Annotated in this window: 18 protein-coding genes and 1 pseudogene; 10 read left to right on the top strand and 9 right to left on the bottom strand. The window is 70.8% G+C overall.

What is annotated here, in order from left to right:
* Positions 1-32: 32 nt before the first annotated feature.
* Positions 33-299: a hypothetical protein gene (locus ACWENQ_RS27700; protein WP_449926772.1), complete on the bottom strand. Its 267-nt coding sequence runs from the start codon at positions 297-299 to the stop codon at positions 33-35.
* A 142-nt stretch (positions 300-441) separates the two neighbouring features.
* Here ACWENQ_RS27700 and mscL point away from each other — a divergent pair, with 142 nt between their 5' ends.
* Together mscL and ACWENQ_RS27690 are read left to right on the top strand one after the other, a co-directional pair.
* A complete protein-coding gene (gene mscL / locus ACWENQ_RS27695) occupies positions 442-864 on the top strand; it encodes a large conductance mechanosensitive channel protein MscL (protein ID WP_452416882.1) in 423 nt (140 codons plus the stop codon).
* 30 nt (positions 865-894) lie between these two features.
* The gene (locus tag ACWENQ_RS27690; RefSeq protein WP_449926778.1) at positions 895-1,566 is read left to right on the top strand and encodes a hypothetical protein; all 672 of its coding nucleotides are present in this window, start codon (positions 895-897) and stop codon (positions 1,564-1,566) included.
* On the opposite strand, the gene ACWENQ_RS27685 is transcribed toward ACWENQ_RS27690, so the two are convergent.
* A complete protein-coding gene (locus tag ACWENQ_RS27685) occupies positions 1,563-2,459 on the bottom strand; it encodes a threonine ammonia-lyase (protein ID WP_449926781.1) in 897 nt (298 codons plus the stop codon). The genes ACWENQ_RS27690 and ACWENQ_RS27685 overlap by 4 nt on opposite strands.
* A gap of 49 nt (positions 2,460-2,508) precedes the next feature.
* Here ACWENQ_RS27685 and ACWENQ_RS27680 point away from each other — a divergent pair, with 49 nt between their 5' ends.
* Both ACWENQ_RS27680 and pip read left to right on the top strand, forming a co-directional pair.
* Positions 2,509-2,763, top strand: a complete 255-nt coding sequence (locus ACWENQ_RS27680; RefSeq protein WP_452416880.1) for an alpha/beta hydrolase — start codon at positions 2,509-2,511, stop codon at positions 2,761-2,763.
* The gene (pip, locus tag ACWENQ_RS27675) at positions 2,760-3,731 is read left to right on the top strand and encodes a prolyl aminopeptidase (protein WP_452416879.1); all 972 of its coding nucleotides are present in this window, start codon (positions 2,760-2,762) and stop codon (positions 3,729-3,731) included. Before ACWENQ_RS27680 ends, pip begins: the two co-directional genes overlap by 4 nt.
* Here pip and ACWENQ_RS27670 read toward each other — a convergent pair.
* Together ACWENQ_RS27670 and ACWENQ_RS27665 are read right to left on the bottom strand one after the other, a co-directional pair.
* A complete protein-coding gene (locus tag ACWENQ_RS27670) occupies positions 3,655-4,233 on the bottom strand; it encodes a phosphatase PAP2 family protein (protein ID WP_452416877.1) in 579 nt (192 codons plus the stop codon). The genes pip and ACWENQ_RS27670 overlap by 77 nt on opposite strands.
* 88 nt (positions 4,234-4,321) lie before the next feature.
* Positions 4,322-4,639 carry a hypothetical protein gene (locus tag ACWENQ_RS27665; RefSeq protein WP_354911071.1) on the bottom strand — a complete coding sequence of 106 codons (318 nt, stop codon included), beginning with the start codon at positions 4,637-4,639 and terminating at the stop codon, positions 4,322-4,324.
* A gap of 74 nt (positions 4,640-4,713) precedes the next feature.
* Here ACWENQ_RS27665 and ACWENQ_RS27660 point away from each other — a divergent pair, with 74 nt between their 5' ends.
* Positions 4,714-5,511, top strand: a complete 798-nt coding sequence (locus ACWENQ_RS27660) for a universal stress protein (RefSeq protein WP_449926793.1) — start codon at positions 4,714-4,716, stop codon at positions 5,509-5,511.
* A 90-nt stretch (positions 5,512-5,601) separates the two neighbouring features.
* Here the strand turns inward: ACWENQ_RS27660 and ACWENQ_RS27655 are convergent, their stop codons facing one another.
* Together ACWENQ_RS27655 and ACWENQ_RS27650 are read right to left on the bottom strand one after the other, a co-directional pair.
* The gene (locus ACWENQ_RS27655; RefSeq protein WP_452416875.1) at positions 5,602-6,744 is read right to left on the bottom strand and encodes a glycosyltransferase; all 1,143 of its coding nucleotides are present in this window, start codon (positions 6,742-6,744) and stop codon (positions 5,602-5,604) included.
* Positions 6,741-7,646 carry a glucosyl-3-phosphoglycerate synthase gene (locus ACWENQ_RS27650; protein ID WP_354911062.1) on the bottom strand — a complete coding sequence of 302 codons (906 nt, stop codon included), beginning with the start codon at positions 7,644-7,646 and terminating at the stop codon, positions 6,741-6,743. The genes ACWENQ_RS27655 and ACWENQ_RS27650 overlap by 4 nt, the downstream gene beginning before the upstream one ends.
* Before the next feature lie 105 nt (positions 7,647-7,751).
* Between ACWENQ_RS27650 and ACWENQ_RS27645 the strand changes: the two genes are divergently transcribed.
* The gene (locus ACWENQ_RS27645) at positions 7,752-8,702 is read left to right on the top strand and encodes a Gfo/Idh/MocA family protein (RefSeq protein ID WP_449926800.1); all 951 of its coding nucleotides are present in this window, start codon (positions 7,752-7,754) and stop codon (positions 8,700-8,702) included.
* The gene (locus ACWENQ_RS27640; RefSeq protein ID WP_354911058.1) at positions 8,695-9,786 is read left to right on the top strand and encodes a zinc-binding dehydrogenase; all 1,092 of its coding nucleotides are present in this window, start codon (positions 8,695-8,697) and stop codon (positions 9,784-9,786) included. Before ACWENQ_RS27645 ends, ACWENQ_RS27640 begins: the two co-directional genes overlap by 8 nt.
* A gap of 18 nt (positions 9,787-9,804) precedes the next feature.
* Here ACWENQ_RS27640 and ACWENQ_RS27635 read toward each other — a convergent pair.
* The 3 genes and pseudogenes from ACWENQ_RS27635 to ACWENQ_RS27625 form a co-directional block, all read right to left on the bottom strand.
* Positions 9,805-10,983 (bottom strand): annotated as a pseudogene (locus tag ACWENQ_RS27635) (MGH1-like glycoside hydrolase domain-containing protein); the annotation flags it as partial.
* On the bottom strand, positions 10,980-11,765 hold the full coding sequence (locus ACWENQ_RS27630; RefSeq protein ID WP_449926803.1) for a sugar phosphate isomerase/epimerase family protein: 786 nt from the start codon (positions 11,763-11,765) through the stop codon (positions 10,980-10,982). The gene ACWENQ_RS27630 and the pseudogene ACWENQ_RS27635, both read right to left, overlap by 4 nt.
* Positions 11,762-12,799 carry a zinc-binding dehydrogenase gene (locus ACWENQ_RS27625; RefSeq protein ID WP_354911053.1) on the bottom strand — a complete coding sequence of 346 codons (1,038 nt, stop codon included), beginning with the start codon at positions 12,797-12,799 and terminating at the stop codon, positions 11,762-11,764. Before ACWENQ_RS27625 ends, ACWENQ_RS27630 begins: the two co-directional genes overlap by 4 nt.
* Before the next feature lie 284 nt (positions 12,800-13,083).
* Here ACWENQ_RS27625 and ACWENQ_RS27620 point away from each other — a divergent pair, with 284 nt between their 5' ends.
* From ACWENQ_RS27620 to ACWENQ_RS27610, 3 genes are read left to right on the top strand one after another with little or no spacing between them, the layout of a single operon-like run.
* Positions 13,084-14,448 (top strand): ABC transporter substrate-binding protein, encoded by a 1,365-nt coding sequence (locus ACWENQ_RS27620; protein ID WP_452416873.1) that lies wholly within the window; start codon positions 13,084-13,086, stop codon positions 14,446-14,448.
* Positions 14,445-15,434: a carbohydrate ABC transporter permease gene (locus tag ACWENQ_RS27615; RefSeq protein WP_449926812.1), complete on the top strand. Its 990-nt coding sequence runs from the start codon at positions 14,445-14,447 to the stop codon at positions 15,432-15,434. The genes ACWENQ_RS27620 and ACWENQ_RS27615 overlap by 4 nt, the downstream gene beginning before the upstream one ends.
* Positions 15,427-16,272: a carbohydrate ABC transporter permease gene (locus ACWENQ_RS27610; RefSeq protein WP_354911045.1), complete on the top strand. Its 846-nt coding sequence runs from the start codon at positions 15,427-15,429 to the stop codon at positions 16,270-16,272. The genes ACWENQ_RS27615 and ACWENQ_RS27610 overlap by 8 nt, the downstream gene beginning before the upstream one ends.
* Positions 16,273-16,274 lie beyond the last annotated feature (2 nt).

The raw sequence follows: 16,274 nt of genomic DNA, 5'->3' as shown, positions 1-16,274 counted from the left end.
ACTGGTAACCCCGTCGCGGTCATCGTTCGCCTTCAGGGCCGCTGCCGTCCGGATCCCAGGCAGGAGTGGCAGGCGCCCCTCCTGGTGACCCCTTCCCCCGCGCAGCCGCCGCACGCGACCAGCGAGCCGAAGGCCGCGTGGCGGTAGACGTGGACGAGGGGCTGGGGCTTGACCACGGCCCAGCCCTGCGCCTCGGCCCTGCCGTCCCATCGGGCGAAGGTCCAGATGTCGAGCAGTTCGAGCAGGTTCCTGAACGGCAGGGTCAGCGCCGCTCTGACGTTGAGATCGCTGAGGCGCATCGGCACTCCTCTTTCCTCGCTGGAGATGTGCCCCGCTTGGCGGTCGCCAAAGGAATATGCCGGTTCTCCGCTTCTCGCTCCAGGAGTGGGAGAGTTCCGCGACGAGGTTTGGTGTGGCCCCCCACGGCAATATGCGTCCGCCATGGGTGGATTCAAGAAGTTCTTACTGAGGGGCAACATCGTCGAGCTCGCCGTCGCCGTCATCGTCGGGGCGACGTTCAGCGGGCTCGTGCAGGCGTTGGTCGCCGATCTCATCACACCGCTGATCGGGGCGGTCACCGGGGGCCGGGAGCCCGACTTCGCGCAGTACTCCTTCACCGTCAACGGCAGCGAGTTCAGGTACGGCGACTTCCTCAACCACCTGCTCAGCTTCCTGATCATCGCGGCGGTCGTCTACTGGCTGGTCGTGATGCCGATGACCAGGCTGATCAGCCTCTTCGAGGGCGACAAGGCGGCCACGGTGAAGGAGTGCCCCGAGTGCCTCAGCGAGGTCCCCGTCGCGGCGAGTCGGTGCGCGCACTGCACGGTCGAGCTCGTGCCCGAATCCGAGAAGCCCCAGGTCTGACCGCACCCGGCGGGCCTGCAAGATAGGGGCATGAGCATGGAGTTGATGGTCTGGCGCGCGGACGGTCCGGTCACCAGGGAGCGGGCCGCGGCCTTCTACCGCGCGGTCCGCGGCGCCGCACCCGCGACGGCGCAGACCGCCGCCGAGTCCACCGGGAGCGCCGGACCTGCCGAGAGCACCGGGGACGCCGGACCCGTCGCCGTCACCGGGCACGCCGAATCAGCCGAGGTCGCCGCGTTCGCCAAGGAACTGCCCGGCCACGCCACCGCCCTGGCCGGGCACGCGCTGGTCACCATGGCGCCCGAGGAGGTCGACGACGTCTCCAACGCGGCCTTCTCGCTGGCCCGGCAGTACGGCCTGGTCTGCTACGACCCGCAGCGCGACCTCGTGCACAACCTCGGGCCGCTCGGCGTCGACCCCGAGACCCAGCTCCACACCGGTGACGGCATGATGGTCGTCAACCCCGACCTGGGCCTGGTGCGTGACGTGCTCGCCACGCTCTCCCCGCAGAACCCCTTCGCCGTGCTGGTGACCTTCGGCCGCCACTTCATCCAGGTGTCGCCGGGCTACGAGCTGGAGTACAAGGAGGGCACGCTGCGCACCACGCTGGTGACCCGCCTGGAGGAGGTCCAGCGGGCCTTCGACGAGTACGCCAGGGGCGAGCGCGGCTTCCTCGACCGCTTCGCGTGGGTCGCCGGCTAGGGCGAGGGGTCCAGGTTGCCGCCCGACAGGACGGCCACCGTACGGCCCGGCGGCGTCCTGCCGGCCAGGTAGGCGGCGGTCGCGACCGCCCCGCTGGGTTCGGCGACCAGCCGCGCCCGGGCGGACAGGTGGCGCATCGCGTGGCGGATCTCGTCCTCCGTGACGGTCACGATGTCGTCGACTCGCGCCCGGACGTGGGCGAAGGTCAGCTCGGACAGGTCGGCCCGCAGCCCGTCGGCGATGGTGCGGAAGGTCCGCTCCGGCTCCCACGTGACGCGGCGCCCCGTTGCCAGGCTCTCCGCGGCGTCGGCGGCCAGCTCGGGTTCGACGCCGATCACCCGTACGGACGGGTCGAGCGCCTTGACCGCCGACGCGATGCCCGAGATGAGGCCGCCCCCGCTCACTGGGACCAGCACCACCTCGACGCCGGGCAGGTCGGCCATGATCTCCAGCCCGATGGTGCCCTGGCCCGCGATGACCGCCGGGTGGTCGTACGGCGGGACCAGCGTCAGGCCGCGCTCGGCGGCCAGCTGCTCGGCCGCGACCAGCCGCTGGGCCGGCGGCACGACGACCAGGTCGGCGCCCCACCCGCTGATCGCGTCGGTCTTGACCCGCGGGGCGCCCTCGGGGACGACCACGACGCAGCCGATGCCGCTGAGCCGGGCGGCGTAGGCGAGCGCCTGGCCGTGGTTGCCCGAGGAGTGGGTGACCACGCCGGGGGGTTCGAGGACGGCGAGCGCGTTGACCGCTCCCCTGATCTTGAAGGAGCCCACCCGCTGGAGGCTCTCCGGCTTGACCCAGAGGTCGTCGGCCTGGACCAGCGGGGTACGCAGCACGTGGGGGGCGACGCGGCCGGCGGCGGCCCGGATGTCGTCGATCGTGACCAGCTCCATGGCCCCATTGTCCGCGCCGGACCGCCCGCGGGAAGCCCGCCCGTCGGCCATGATCGACAAGGGGTTCCTGGAGGAGGGCCGGCTCATCCGCGACGTCCACACGATCCGGCACCTGCCCGCCGTCATCGTCCAGGGCCGCTACGACATGGCCACACCCGTCGCCACCGCGTGGGACCTGCACCGGACCTGGCCCGAGGCCACCTTCGAGATCGTGGAGGGGGCGGGGCACTCGGCCGGCGAGCCCGCCATCGCCGACCGGCTGGTCGCGGCCACCGACAGGTTCCGGTATGACAGGAGTCCATGAGCCTGTATCCACCCATTGAGCCCCACGACTCGGGCCTGCTCGACGTCGGCGACGGTAACGAGATCTACTGGGAGGTCTGCGGCAACCCGGAGGGCAAGCCGGCGGTCATGCTGCACGGCGGTCCCGGCAGCGGCTGCTCGGCGAAGCACCGCCGCCAGTGGGACCCGCAGGCCTACCGGATCGTCCTGTTCGACCAGCGCAACTGCGGCCGCAGCAGGCCGAACGCCGGCGACCCCGGCGTGTCGCTCGCGGCGAACACCACCTGGCATCTCGTGCGCGACATGGAACGGCTGCGCGAGCACCTCGGCATCGACGTCTGGCAGGTTTTCGGCGGGTCATGGGGCAGCGCGCTGGCGCTGGCCTACGCGCAGACGCATCCCGACAGGGTGAGCGAGCTGATCCTGCGCGGCATCTTCACCCTCAGGGAGCACGAGCTGCGCTGGTTCTATCAGGAGGGCGCCTCGTTCCTCTTCCCCGACCTGTGGGAGTCCTACCTGGCACCCATCCCGGAGGAGGAGCGCGGCGACCTGATCGCCGCGTTCGCGCGGCGCCTGGACAGCGCCGACGAGCAGGTACGGGTGGCCGCCGCCCGCGCCTGGTCGCAGTGGGAGGCGGCCACCATCACGCTGCTGCCGGATCCGGAGCACGTCGCCGAGTTCGGCGAGGCCCACCGGGCCGTCTCCTTCGCCAGGATCGAGAACCACTACTTCGTCCACGGCGGCTTCTTCGAGCCGGGACAGCTCATCCGCGACGTCGGCAAGGTCAGGCACATCCCCGCGGTGATCGTGCAGGGCCGCTACGACGCCTGCACGCCGATGACCACCGCGTGGGATCTGCACAAGGCGTGGCCCGAGGCCGCCTTCCACGTCGTCGACGACGCGGGCCACGCGTTCACCGAGCCTGGGATCGCGGCTCGGCTGGTCGAAGCCACCGACTCCTTTCGCGGACCCGCCGTACGACGGGGATGAGGGCGCCGACGGCCAGCAACGCCAGGAGGGGTGCCATGAGCACGCCGAACAGGAAGCCGACGGCCACGTCGTGGGGGTAGTGGACCCCGACGAACACGCGGGAGAAGGCCATCACCGCGGCCAGCGGTAGCACCAGCCACGCCAGCCGCCGCCAGACCAGGACCAGTGCGCCTGCCGAGGCGGCGGCGAGCACCGAGTGGTTGCTGGGGAAGGACCAGTCGCCGACCGGCGGGCACGCCGCGATGGTGGCGATCCCGCCCCGGCACGGCCGTTCTTCCTTGATCAGCAGCTTGATGCCCTCGCTGAGGACGTAGGCGCCGATGACGGCGATCGGGCCGGCGACGGCGAGCGCCAGGTCGCGGTCGGGTGCCGCCCGCGACCGCCAGGCGGCCAGCGCGAAGAGCGCGGCGAAGACCAGCAACCCTGCGTCCGTCCCGATCTCGGCGAGGGTGTGCACCCAGACCGGTGTGCTCATGGCGAAGCCGACGATGTCCCCGTACACGGTGGCGTCATGTCCAATCGGTGAAAGATCTATGAACAAGCCACCGTAGAGGGCGGAGCGCCCGTTCGCCTCGATCTTTCGGCCGATCTCAGGACCGTGTCAGGACCTGACGGTCGAGGTCGAGGTACTTCTGGCGTCGCTCGCCCTCGGTGATCAGGCCGCGGCGGTAGGCCTCGTTCGCCGCGTCACGTTCGGCGACGTAGTAGGCGGCCATGATCTCGCTGCGGAGCGGCGTGAAACCGTGCTCGACGCAGTCACAGAACACGTTGACCTTGCCTTCGACCAGCTCGGGTTCGACGGTGCAGGTCAGCTCTCTCGCTCTCAGCCTGCGCACCGCGTCGCGCAGGGTGGTCGGGCCGAGAGCACCGTTGAAACAGGTGTCAAGAGTGATCTTCGTCGTTCTCACCTTCCCCCCGACGTCCCTCTCTGACAACCCTCGTGACGGCATGAATATTCCCAGGTCAAGCGGGGTACGGGCGCATGGTGATCGGAGAGCACGTCGTCGTCGGATACACGCAGGACCCGGGTGGGCGTGACGCCCTCGCGCTCGGGGCGGCCATCGCCCGGCTCACCGGCGGCGAGCTGACGGTGGCCACGATCCACCCTCCCGGCAGCCCCGGGCTCGCCGTCGAGGCCCAGGCGAACCTGGCGCACGCGGCGCAGGCGCTGGGCGAGGTCCCGGCCGAGTACGTCACCTTCGAGAGCCGCGGCGCGGGCCGGGGCCTGTCGGTGCTGGCCGGCCGCATCAGGGCCGACCTGATCGTGGTGGGATCCGCGCAGGGCGGGGTGAGAGGCCGCATCACCATCGGCAGCACGGCCGACCATCTGCTGCACATGTCACCGGAGGCGGTGCTGCTCACGCCGGCCGGCTACGAGCCGCCGGCCGAGCCGAGCCGGCTGACCCTCGCCTACGTGCACCGGCCGCAGGCCGACGAGGCGGTCGAGCGGGTGGCGCAGGCGGCGCTGCGGCTCGGCGTGCCCATGCGGCTGCTCACCTTCGACCTGCGCGTCGACGACCCGGGACGGCTGCGCGACGACCTGGCGCTGGCCGTACGGCTGGCCTGGGAGAGCACGGGGATCGAGGCGGAGGCCGAGACCGCGGAGGGGCACGACGTGGCGAGCGCCCTGGCCAGCGTGGAGTGGCCGGCGGGCGACCTGCTGGTGTGCGCGGCCAGCGAGGACGCCCAGCCGCACCGGGTCTTCCTCGGCGAGGTGGCCAGGAAGGCGCTGAAGGCGTCCACCTGCCCGGTGGCCGTGCTGCCCAGGGGCTTCACCTGAGCCTGGGGTTCCTTTCCGGAGCCGTGTGGCCACTCCTGAGCCGGCGGCGCGCCCGGTCCCGGCAGTGTCGGCCGGGGGCCGGGTTCGCGGTCAGCCGGCCGCGCGCCGGGGCGTGCTGCGTGCGGCGCAGGCCTCGCCGTACAGGCGCAGGTAGCGGTCGGCCATGACCGCGGGCGAGAAGCGCCGGCGCGCCTCGCGGCGGCACTCCTCGGGGTCGATCTCGTCCACCCGCAGCAGCAGCTCGGCCAGTTCCTCCTCGGTGTCGGCGAGCCATCCCGTGCGGCCGTGGTCGACCAGCTCGGGCAGGCAGCCGCGGCGCAGGCCGACGGGCGGCACGCCCAGGGCGAGCGCCTCGACCACGGCGGTGCCGCCGGGTTCGTCCCACTGGATGGGGAACAGGGCCGCCTTGGCCGAGGCGTAGAGCTCGTCCCTCGCGCTCCCGCCCACCCCGCCGATCCAGCGGACCAGGTCGCCGTCCAGGTAGGGGGCGACCTGGTCGTGGTGGTAGCGGACGTCGGGGTGGCCGTGCAGCGGATGGTCGGGATCCTGCAGGACGGCCTCCAGCTCCGCCGGGGTGTTCAGGCCGCTCACCGGGCCCGCCATGACCAGCGGCAGGCCGAGCTTCTGGCACACCCGGGCCGCCAGGTGCTGGCCCTTGAGCGCGCAGACCCTGCCCATGACGACGACCTGCTCGCCGGCGCCGCCGGCCGGGTGCCCGTCGGTGAGCGGCGTGGCCAGATGGACCGCGCCGAGGGCGGCCGCGCGCAGGGCCGCGGGCGCGCGGGCCAGCTGCGACTGGGAGACGCCGTTGACCGCGACGCCCGGCGGGAAGGCGCCGTAGAACGCCGGATGCTTGCGCAGGTCCCAGTGAAGGGTGTGGAGGACGGGCGGGCCGCCGAAGGCCGACAGCGTCGCCGGGCCCACCACCTCCAGGTGGTCGTGGACCAGGTCGATGTCGTCGCGGCTGCGCAGTTCCTCGAGCACGCGCGCCTGGTGCGCGTGGGCCAGGCCCATGACCTGGTTGTACGGCTTGTGCAGCTCGCCGAACCGCCCGTCGGGGAAGGTCCAGACGAGCTCGTCGGCCTCGATCGTGCTGGAAGCGACGGAGGCGAGCACGACGTGCACGCCGCGCGCGCGGAGAGCGGGCACCAGCGTGGCGACGACGTTCTCGATGCCGCCGTAGCCCGAGGGCGGGACCGCGAGCCATGGCCCCGCGTTCACGAGGATCTTCATGCCACGTCCTCCTCCATGACGTCGATCAGGGACGCGAGCGGTGGCCGCTCGGCGACCGACACGTCGGTGACCGTGTCGGGGTGGAACTGGCGCAGCAGGGTGGCCGGCGGCTCGGAGGCGACGATCCGGCCCTGGCGCTCCAGCCTTGACCACGCGGTGAGGATGATCTGGCCCGCCATCCGGCCGAGCGCCGCGGTGCTCTGGTGGGAGTGCTCGCGGGTGCCGAGGTCCACCTGGGCCATGGCGTCCAGGCCGATCAACTCCAGGAGATCGACGAGCAGGCCGAACTCGACGCCGTACTCGGTGACGAACGGCACGCGTTCGAGAACCGACCTCCTGGCGGCGTACTCGCCGCCCAAGGGCTGGGCGAACCCGGCGAGCTCGGGCCAGAACAGGTTGAGCAGTGGCCGTGCGACCAGCTCGGTGACCCGGCCGCCCTCGCCCGGCCGTCCGCGCAGGGGCCGCTCGTAGGCGCCCTTCACGAACTGGACCTTCGGCTCGGTCAGCAGCGGCCCGAGCAACCCCGTGACGAAATGGGAGCGGAAGTTGCGCAGGTCGGCGTCGATGTAGACCACCAGATCGCCATGGCTGGCGGCCAGGCCCTTCCACAACGCCTCGCCCTTACCCGACAGCGGCGGCAGTTCGGGCAGCACGTCGTCCTGGCGGACGACCTTCGCCCCGGCCTTGGTGGCGCGCGCGGCCGTGGCGTCGGTGGAGCGGGAGTCGACGACGAGGATCTCGTCGACCAGTGCGGACAGGTCTCTGCGGATCGCCGAGACGATCGCGCCGACGGTGCGTTCCTCGTCGCGCGCTGGAAGCACCACGCTGACGGTCGTGCCGGTCTTGGCCAGCAGCAACGCGTCAAGCGGCCAGTCGGCGGCGGTGCTGGTACCTGGTTCCATGCAGTCTGCCCCGATCTGATGACGTCATGGATGGCAGAACTGCCCCACCGATAGCGATTCGAACATCATTGTTTGCTCGACCGCAGGTGAGGCATATGCCAGTCCGTGACCTCACTCACCCGTATCGGCATCATCGGAGCGGGAAATGTCGCCGCACGCCACGCTGACGTCCTCTCCACGTTCCCCGACGTGACGATTGCCGGAATCGCCGACACCGATCCCCACAAGGCCGAGGCTCTGGCCTCACGGCATGGCTCCCTCGCCTACGGCGACCACGCCGACCTGCTGGCTGCCGGCAGACTTGATGCGGTTTACGTGTGTGTACCTCCTTTCGCGCACGGTACGCCAGAGCTTGACTGCGTGGAGTCCGATCTACCGATATTTGTTGAAAAACCGCTCGCGCTCGACCTCGAGACCGCCGAGCAGATCGGCGCGGAGATCACGCGCAAAAACCTGCCCTCGGCCGTCGGGCACCACTGGCGCTACCTCGACCTCGTCGACTGGGCAAGGGACCTGCTCGAAGGCCGTCCGATCCAGCTGGCCATCGGCCACTGGCTGGACAAGGTGCCGCCGGTGCCGTGGTGGATCAGGCGCGAGCTGTCGGGCGGCCAGGTGCTGGAGCAGGCCGTGCACGTGCTCGACCTGGCCCGGGTGCTGGTCGGCGAGGTCACCATGGTGCACGCCGTGCCCGGCGGGATCCCCGAGGACGGGGAGGTCGACAGGGCGACGGCGGCGCTGCTGCGGTTCGACTCGGGAGCGGCGGGGCTGCTCGCGGTGAGCTGCCTGCTGCCCGCCAAGGGACGGGTCGGGCTCGAGGTGTGCGCGGACGGGGTCTCCCTGGATCTCAGCGAAACCCGGCTCGTGGCCGACGGACGGAGCATCATGGAGGATCCGGGCAAGGCCAAGACGCGGGTGGACAGAGAGTTCGTGAACGCGGTCCAGGGCAGGGCGAGCGACGTGCGGGTGCCGTACGAGGAGGCGCTGCGCACGCACCGGCTGGCGCACGCGGTGGCGCGGTCGGCCACCGATGGGATTCCCGTGATGCTGAATGGATGAGATCCGCACGCTGAGCATCGAGGCGCCGGGCGAGATCACCTTCGTCGAGGAGAAGGCGGGTCCGCTGGAGGACGGCGGCTTCCGCGTCGAGACCGTCTACAGCGGCGTGTCCGCGGGCACCGAGCTGACCTACGTGAAGGGCACCAACCCCTACCTGAACGCCACCTGGGATCCGGTGCTGGGGCTGTTCACCGAGGGCGTGCCGTCGATCGGGTATCCGGTGCGCGGCATCGGCTACATGCAGGTCGGCATGGTCACCGAGACCAGGACCGGAGCCGTGCACGAGGGCGCCCTGCTGGCGATGGCCTACGGGCACCGCACCGGCTACGTGGCCGACCCGCTCAAGGACCGTTTCGTCGAACTGCCCGACGACCTCGATCCGCTGCTCGGCATCTACGTCGCCCACATGGGCCCCATCTGCGCCAACGGCCTGCTCCACGCCGCCGCCGACCTGTACGGCCCCGCCTTCCACAGCCTGGGCGACGGCGTCAGGGGCCGCAGGGTGGCGATCACGGGCGCGGGCGTGGTCGGCCTGCTCACCGCGTCCTTCGCGATCCGGCACGGCGCGGCCGAGGTCGTCGTGGTGGACGAGACGCCCGAGCGGCTGCGGGTCGCCGAGGCGCTCGGCGCCACGACCGTCGAGGAGGATCCCGCCGTCACGCTGAAGGAGCGCTGGCGGCACACTCCGGGCGACCGGGGCGCCGACGTGGTGTTCCAGTGCCGGGGGCAGGCCCGCTACCTCGCGCTGGCGCTGAAGCTGCTGCGGCCGCAGGGCACGGTGATCGACCTGGCCTTCTATCCGCACGGCGCCGACGAGGTGCGCCTGGGCGAGGAGTTCCACCACAACGGGCTGTCGATCAGGTGCGCGCAGATCGGCAGGGTGCCGCGCGGCCTCGCCCACGCCTGGGACAGGGAACGCCTGTCCTACGAGACGGTCGAGCTGCTCAGGAACGCCAGGGGGCTACGCGAGCACCTGGTCACCGACGTCGTCGGATTCGGCCAGGCCCCCGAGCTCCTCACCGACCTGGCGCATGGACGCCGGCACGCCGTCCAGGCCGTACTGAGCCAGGACGTCGAGGACTAGCGCGGCCGACCAACTGAAGTCGCGGCAGCCGTGTCCCTCCGCGGTGAACGGGTGGAAGTACTCCCTGAAGCCGGAGGTGGTCACCGCCCTGATCATCCCGTCGGCCAGCAGCTCGGCCAGGTCGGCCCTGCGGTGGCGCAGGCCCTGCCAGACCAGCCAGGTCAGGTTGATCCAGCTCGGCCCTCTCCAGTAGCGGACCGGGTCGAACTCCGGCGTGCCGGGCGCGAAGCTGGGCAGCAGCCCGCTCTTGATCTCGAACCGGTCGAGAGCGGTGCCGATGAGCGCGTTGACGATCTCGCGCGGCAGGTCGGGCAGGATCAGCGGCACCAGGCCCGCCGCGCTGTGGGAGCGCAGCAGGATGCCGCTGGCGGTGTCGCGGCTGTGGAACAGGCCGTCGTCGTAGAGGTGCGCGACCATGGCGGCGGTGATCCTGGCCGCCTCGGCGTGATGCGGCGCGGGGTCGTGGCCGCAGACGGCGGCGATCTTCGCGAGGGCGGACTCGGACGCGCCGTAGGCGGCGTTGAACAGCGGGTCCTCCACGGCGAAGGCGCCCGCCCTGCGGTAGCCGGTGTCGCGGTAGGCGCGGGCGAGCGCGGTGTAATGCTCGTAGTCGCGGTCGGTGGGCCGCTCGTCGGCGCTGACGTGGGTGAGGTCGCGGCGCGCCACACCCGCCGGCCCGGTGGCGACGGCGGCCAGCGGGATGTCCCACGCGGGGCTGTTGTCCATGCCCGACTCCCACGGGTGGACGATCGACAGCAGTCCGTCGGCCGACCGGCGCGCCGTCCGCAGGAAGTGCTGCTGGGCGACCAGGCGGGGGTAGAGGCGGCGCAGGAAGGTGGTGTCGGGCTCGGCGAGGTGCACCTGCCAGGCCGCGATGGCGTGCACGGGCGGCTGCACGATGCCCGAGGTGGCGCTGCCGGACGGCGCGCGGACCGCCCAGAACTCCGGTCCGGGGAAGTAGGCGCCGTCGGGCACGTCGGGGTTGAAGACGATGTGCGGCACCCTGCCGTCGCGCCACTGCGCCCCGAACAGCGACAGCAGCTCCGAACGGGCCCGGCGCGGCGACCACCGCGCGTTGCCGATGGCGATGAAGGCCGAGTCCCAGCTCCACTGGTGGGGGTAGAGCCGCCGCGAGGGGACGGTGTAGCTGCCGTCCCAGTTGGCGACCAGGACACGCACGGCGTCGCGTGCGATCATAGGAACTTCCTGATGAAGGCGGCGGTCTGCGGAAGGACGATCTCGGGTTCGCCGCGCAGGCGGCACTCCAGCGCGAGGTAGCCGTCGTAGCCGATGGCGTCGAGCGTGGCCAGCTGCGCCCCCCAGTCGAGGTGCCCGGTGCCCGGCTGGTTCCTGTTCGACTCGCTGATCTGCATGTGGGCGAGGTACGGCCCGGCCTCCACCAGCGAGCGGCAGGGGTCGTCCTCCTCGATGTTCATGTGGTAGGTGTCGCCGGCGATCCTGATGGAGTCCATGGCGCAGTAGGACACCGCCTCGGCCAGGGTGTTGACCATGTGGTTCTCGTACCTGTTGAGCGGCTCCAGCATGATCTTCACGCCGTTGCGCTGGGCGTGCTCGCCCAGCAGGCCGAGCGCCTCGGCCAGCACCTCGCGGTCCTGCTCGGGCCCGCGCGGCGGCTCGAAGGGCGGCAGCCGCCGCGAGAACTGCCCCCAGGAGGCGGGGGTCATCACGCCGATGCCGCCGAGCTCGGCGATCACCGTGAGCTGGGAGCGCAGCTGCTGGATGGCGTCCTTGCGCTTGGCCGGGTCGAAGTCGCCGATGAAGTGCGGCATGTCGACGCAGACCGTCGGCATGACCACCCCGTCGGCCAGCGCGCGTTTGAGCTCGGTCAGCCTGGTGGCGAACTGGAAGTCGCCCTTGCCGCGCAGCTCGATCGCGTCGAACCCGGCGTCGACCGCGAACGCGAACTTCTCCTGCAGCGTGCGCCCCGGCAACAGCTGCTCCTGTACGGCCAGCTTCATACTGTGTTTCCTTCGAAGGCGAAGACGAGTTGCAGAACGTCGGCCGGATGCCGGTCGAGCAGGTCGAAGGCTTCGGCGGCGGACTCGACGGGCATGACGTGGCTGACCAGCTCCCGCGCGTCGACCTCGCCGCGGTAGGTCAGCTCCATGAAGGTGCGCTGCAGCCGCTCGACGTCCCAGCGGTGAGACAGCCACGAGGCCACGCCGCCGATCTGCGAGGAGACCAGCTGCACCTGGTTGTGGTGGAACTCCTCGCCGAGCCGCAGCCCGATCCCGTCGCCCTGGTAGAAGCCCGCCGCGACGACCCTGCCGCCCTTGCGGACGGTCCTGATGGCCTCCTGCAGGCCCTGGTGGGTGCCGCTCAGCTCGATGGCGGTGTCGGCGCCCTCGATGCGCTTGCGCACGAACTCGGCCACCGAGCCGGACCGCACGTCGAAGGTCTCGGCCGCGCCGAAGCGCTCGGCCAGGTCGAGGCGGCCGGGCAGGGCGTCGGCGGCGACCACGCGGGCCCCGTTGAGCACGGCGAGGCGGGTGGCCAGCAACCCGATGACGCCCTGCCCGAACACGGTGACTTGGTCGCCGAGGTGGATGTCGGCGGCGTGGACGGCGTTGAGCGCGATCGCCCCGACCCTCGCGAAGACGCCGAGCAGCGGATCGACGCCGGGCGGGATCAGGTGGCCGACCAGCTTCTCGGCCGGCACGACCGCCTCGTCGCGGTGGCCCCAGATGCCCCACACCAGCGACCCGACGGGCGGGTCGGCGACGTCGGGCGCGGCCTCGACGACCTCGCCGACCTCCTGGTAGCCCCAGCCCGCGAGGGGGTAGGAGTGGCTCTGGCCCTCGACGAACAGCCGGCGCTCGGTGTCCCAGCGGCGGTTGAGGTAGGGGTTGGTCCCTCGGTAGGCGGTCAGCTCGGTGCCCGCCGAGACGCCTGAGTACAGCGTGCGGACCCGCACGGTGCCGGGCGCCAGCTCGCCGGGCTCCTCCCGCGTGACGCGCACCAGACCCGGCTCTTGAATGGTGATGACGTGCATTCCCCACACTTACGCTTATTGATCAAACAAAAGTGGCTGATTTGGCGCATGATTGCAGACCATAGCTGCGCTCAATTCACACTTAAGTCTACGTCTTTAACCGAGCATTGCCGCGAATTGGAGGAGCTGTATCCGGAAAGCAACCTTTCCCATGATCAAACGCTCGGGCACTGACCAGCCACGACGGCCCGCCGAGTTTCTCAACGGATGCCGGAAATTGCACAGGGCGTTGCTCGCCCTGCTCCAGGGGTACTCCAGGCACATCACCTCAGGAGGAGCGAGCCATGCCGTACAAGGTAACCGCCGTCCTCTCCGCCGCGATCCTGGCCGTCACCATGGCCGCGTGCGGCGGCGGCGCGGAGGGTCAGCCCGCCGACACGATCACCGTGTGGACCGAGGAGAACCTCGCCGACCGCATGGCGGTGCAACAGCAGATCGTCGCCGACTTCACCCGGCGGACCGGGATCAAGGTCAACCTGGTCGGCGTCGCGGAGGACCAGTTCAGCCAGATCATCACCTCGGCGGCGGCAGCCGGCAGGCTGCCCGACGTCATCGGCGCGCTCCCGCTCGCCTCGGTCCGCGAGCTGGAGTCCAACGACCTGCTCGACACCGAGACACCGGGCAGGATCGTGGACCAGCTCGGCCGCGACACCTTCTCGGCCAGGGCGCTCCAGCTGGACAGCGCCTCGGGCAAGCTGCTGGCCGTTCCCAGTGACGGGTGGGCGCAGCTCATCCTCTACCGCAAGGACCTGTTCGAGAAGGCCGGGCTCGAACCGCCCGACACCTACGAGCGGCTGGAAGCCGCGGCCAGGAAGCTCCACACCGGCGGCATCGCGGGCATCACCCTCGCCATCGCACCCAAGGACTCCTTCACCGCGCAGAGCTTCGAGCACGTGGCCCTGGCCAACGGCTGCCAGCTGGTCGACGACGCGGGCACCGTCGCCCTCGAGTCCCCCGCCTGCGTGCAGGCCTTCGACTTCTACTCGCGTCTGGCCGGGCAGTACTCGGTGAAGGGCAAGCAGGACGTCGACTCCACCAGGGCCACCTACTTCGCCGGCAAGGCGGCGATGACGATCTGGTCGTCGTTCATCCTCGACGAGATGGCCGGGCTGCGGAACGACGCGCTGCCGTCCTGCGCGGCGTGCAAGGCGGACAAGCAGTGGCTGGCCGCCAACACCGGCGTGGTCACCGCGCTGAAGGGCCCCGCCGGCGGCACGCCCGCCCAGTACGGCGAGATCGTCTCGTGGGCGGTCACCAGGGACGCCGACGCCGCCGCCGCGCAGCGTTTCGTCGCCTTCATGATGAACGAGGGCTACGAGCGCTGGATCGGGATGGCCCCCGAGGGCAAGTTCCCCACCCGCAAGGGCTTCGAGTCGCGGTGGACCGCGCTGCCCGCTGGCGTCGACACCAAGAAGCCGCTGGCCGAGGTCTACCCCGCCGAGGTGCTCGAGGCGCTGCGCCGCAGCCCCGACACCTTCGCCCGGTGGGGCATCCCCCAGGGGCAGGGCAAGCTGGTCGGGGCCACCATGGGCGAGCTGCCCGTGCCCAAGGCCCTCAGCGCGATCGTGGACGGCTCGCTCACGCCGCAGGCCGCGGCCGCCCAGGCCGCGTCGGACGTCGAAGCGATCAAGCGCGGGATCAGGCAATGACCACCGGCATCGGCACCGGCGCGGGTCCCGGCCCCGTCACCGAGGAAAGGCAGGCGGGAAACCGGCCCGGCACGGCGGGCCGGACCAGGAGCAGGACGCTGCGGCAGCGGGAGGCGCGGGCCGGCCTGCTGCTCATCTCCCCCACTCTGGTCATCACCCTGGTCGTCGTGGTCGTCCCGCTGCTGTGGGCGATCATGCTGGCCTTCCAGGACGCCCGGCTCATCTCCATCAGGCGGACGGGCCTGTTCGGCGACTACACGCTCGAGAACTTCTCCTACGTCATCTCCGCGCCGGGCTTCTGGAGCTCCCTGGTCAACACGCTGGTCTACACCGTGGCGGGCACCGCCCTGTCGATCGCGCTCGGCCTGGTGGCGGCGCTGGCGCTGAAGAGCAGGTTCAAGGGGCGCACCCTGGTCAGGGCGGCCATCCTCATCCCCTACGTCGCCCCCGTCGTGGCCGTCGCCTTCCTGTGGGAGGTGATGCTGAACCCGCAGTTCGGCATCGTCAACACCTGGCTCAGCGAGCCGATCGCCTTCCTCACCCAGGCCAGGGGCAGCGTCCTCGGGCTCACCGTGCCGGTCGCGCTGCTGACCGTCATCGCCTTCGAGGCCTGGCGCTACTTCCCGTTCGCCTTCCTGTTCATCCTGGCCAGGCTCCAGGCGCTGCCCCGCGAGCTCGACGAGGCGGCGGTCGTGGACGGCGCGACGCCGACCCAGCGCTTCCGCCACGTGATCATGCCGCAGCTCTGGCGGGTGGTGGCGCTGCTGGCGGTGCTGCGGTTCGTGTTCACCTTCACCAAGTTCGACGACGTCTACCTGCTCACCGGCGGCGGCGCGGGCACCGAGGTGGTCAGCGTCAGGGTCTACACCTTCCTCACCGCGCGTGACGACATCGGCGCCTCGGCGGCCCAGGCGATCGTGCTGGCCCTGGTGCTGGCGGTCTTCCTGGTGGTGTACCTGAGGTCCTTCGGAGGCGAGCGTGAGTAGGGACCGCTTCGAACGCGCGCTGTTCAGGGTGCTCAGACCGCTCGTGATCGGGTTCCTGGCCGTGATCACCGGCTTCCCGTTCCTCTACATGGTGATGCTGTCGGTCCGCGACATCCAGGAGCTGATCCTCGACCCCGGATCGCTGTGGCCGCAGCGCTTCACCCTGGCGACCTACCAGGACGTGCTGGGCAGGCAGGGCTTCCTGACCTTCATGCGCAACAGCGCGATCGTCGCGGTGGCCTCGGTGGCGGTGACGCTGCTCATCTCGATCCCCGGCGCCTACGCGGTGGCCCGGCTGCGCTTCTTCGGCCGCCGTCAGGTGCACTTCCTGTTCCTGGCGGTCTACCTCTTCCCCGCGATCGTGCTGGCGATCCCGCTGTTCGTGCTGTTCACCATGCTCGGGCTGCGCGGGTCGCTGCCGGGGCTGATCCTGGTCTACATCGCCCAGATCGTGCCGGTCACCGTCTACATGCTGCGCAACTACTTCGAGACCGTGCCCCGCAGCGTGGAGGAGGCGGCCGCGATGGACGGCTGCGGCAGGATCGAGACGATCTGGCGGGTGGTGCTGCCGCTGTCGAAACCCGCCCTCATGGCCACCGGGCTCTACGCCTTCATGATCGCGTGGAACGAGTTCCTGTTCGCCCTGCTCTTCCTGGTGGAACGCAGGGAGAGCTGGACGGTCTCCCTCGGGCTGTCGCAGCTGGCGGGCAGTATCGAGATACCGACCACCGTTCTCATGGCAGGATCGGTCATCCTGACACTACCCATCGTCGTGGTGTTCTTCGCCGGCGAGCGGCTGCTGGCGGAGGGCCTGACGGCAGGCGCGGAGAAGGGCTAGTG

The sequence above is a fragment of the Nonomuraea sp. NPDC004354 genome (assembly GCF_053602555.1).
This window is presented reverse-complemented; position numbering and strand designations above follow the sequence as displayed.

What these genes read in the sequence shown, in the direction of transcription:
- ACWENQ_RS27700 (WP_449926772.1), bottom strand. Translation starts at nt 299, where the DNA reads ATGCGCCTCAGCGATCTCAACGTCAGAGCGGCGCTGACCCTGCCGTTC.
- mscL (WP_452416882.1), top strand. Translation starts at nt 442, where the DNA reads ATGGGTGGATTCAAGAAGTTCTTACTGAGGGGCAACATCGTCGAGCTC.
- ACWENQ_RS27690 (WP_449926778.1), top strand. Translation starts at nt 895, where the DNA reads ATGAGCATGGAGTTGATGGTCTGGCGCGCGGACGGTCCGGTCACCAGG.
- ACWENQ_RS27685 (WP_449926781.1), bottom strand. Translation starts at nt 2,459, where the DNA reads ATGGAGCTGGTCACGATCGACGACATCCGGGCCGCCGCCGGCCGCGTC.
- ACWENQ_RS27680 (WP_452416880.1), top strand. Translation starts at nt 2,509, where the DNA reads ATGATCGACAAGGGGTTCCTGGAGGAGGGCCGGCTCATCCGCGACGTC.
- pip (WP_452416879.1), top strand. Translation starts at nt 2,760, where the DNA reads ATGAGCCTGTATCCACCCATTGAGCCCCACGACTCGGGCCTGCTCGAC.
- ACWENQ_RS27660 (WP_449926793.1), top strand. Translation starts at nt 4,714, where the DNA reads ATGGTGATCGGAGAGCACGTCGTCGTCGGATACACGCAGGACCCGGGT.
- ACWENQ_RS27655 (WP_452416875.1), bottom strand. Translation starts at nt 6,744, where the DNA reads ATGAAGATCCTCGTGAACGCGGGGCCATGGCTCGCGGTCCCGCCCTCG.
- ACWENQ_RS27650 (WP_354911062.1), bottom strand. Translation starts at nt 7,646, where the DNA reads ATGGAACCAGGTACCAGCACCGCCGCCGACTGGCCGCTTGACGCGTTG.
- ACWENQ_RS27640 (WP_354911058.1), top strand. Translation starts at nt 8,695, where the DNA reads ATGGATGAGATCCGCACGCTGAGCATCGAGGCGCCGGGCGAGATCACC.
- ACWENQ_RS27630 (WP_449926803.1), bottom strand. Translation starts at nt 11,765, where the DNA reads ATGAAGCTGGCCGTACAGGAGCAGCTGTTGCCGGGGCGCACGCTGCAG.
- ACWENQ_RS27625 (WP_354911053.1), bottom strand. Translation starts at nt 12,799, where the DNA reads ATGCACGTCATCACCATTCAAGAGCCGGGTCTGGTGCGCGTCACGCGG.
- ACWENQ_RS27620 (WP_452416873.1), top strand. Translation starts at nt 13,084, where the DNA reads ATGCCGTACAAGGTAACCGCCGTCCTCTCCGCCGCGATCCTGGCCGTC.
- ACWENQ_RS27615 (WP_449926812.1), top strand. Translation starts at nt 14,445, where the DNA reads ATGACCACCGGCATCGGCACCGGCGCGGGTCCCGGCCCCGTCACCGAG.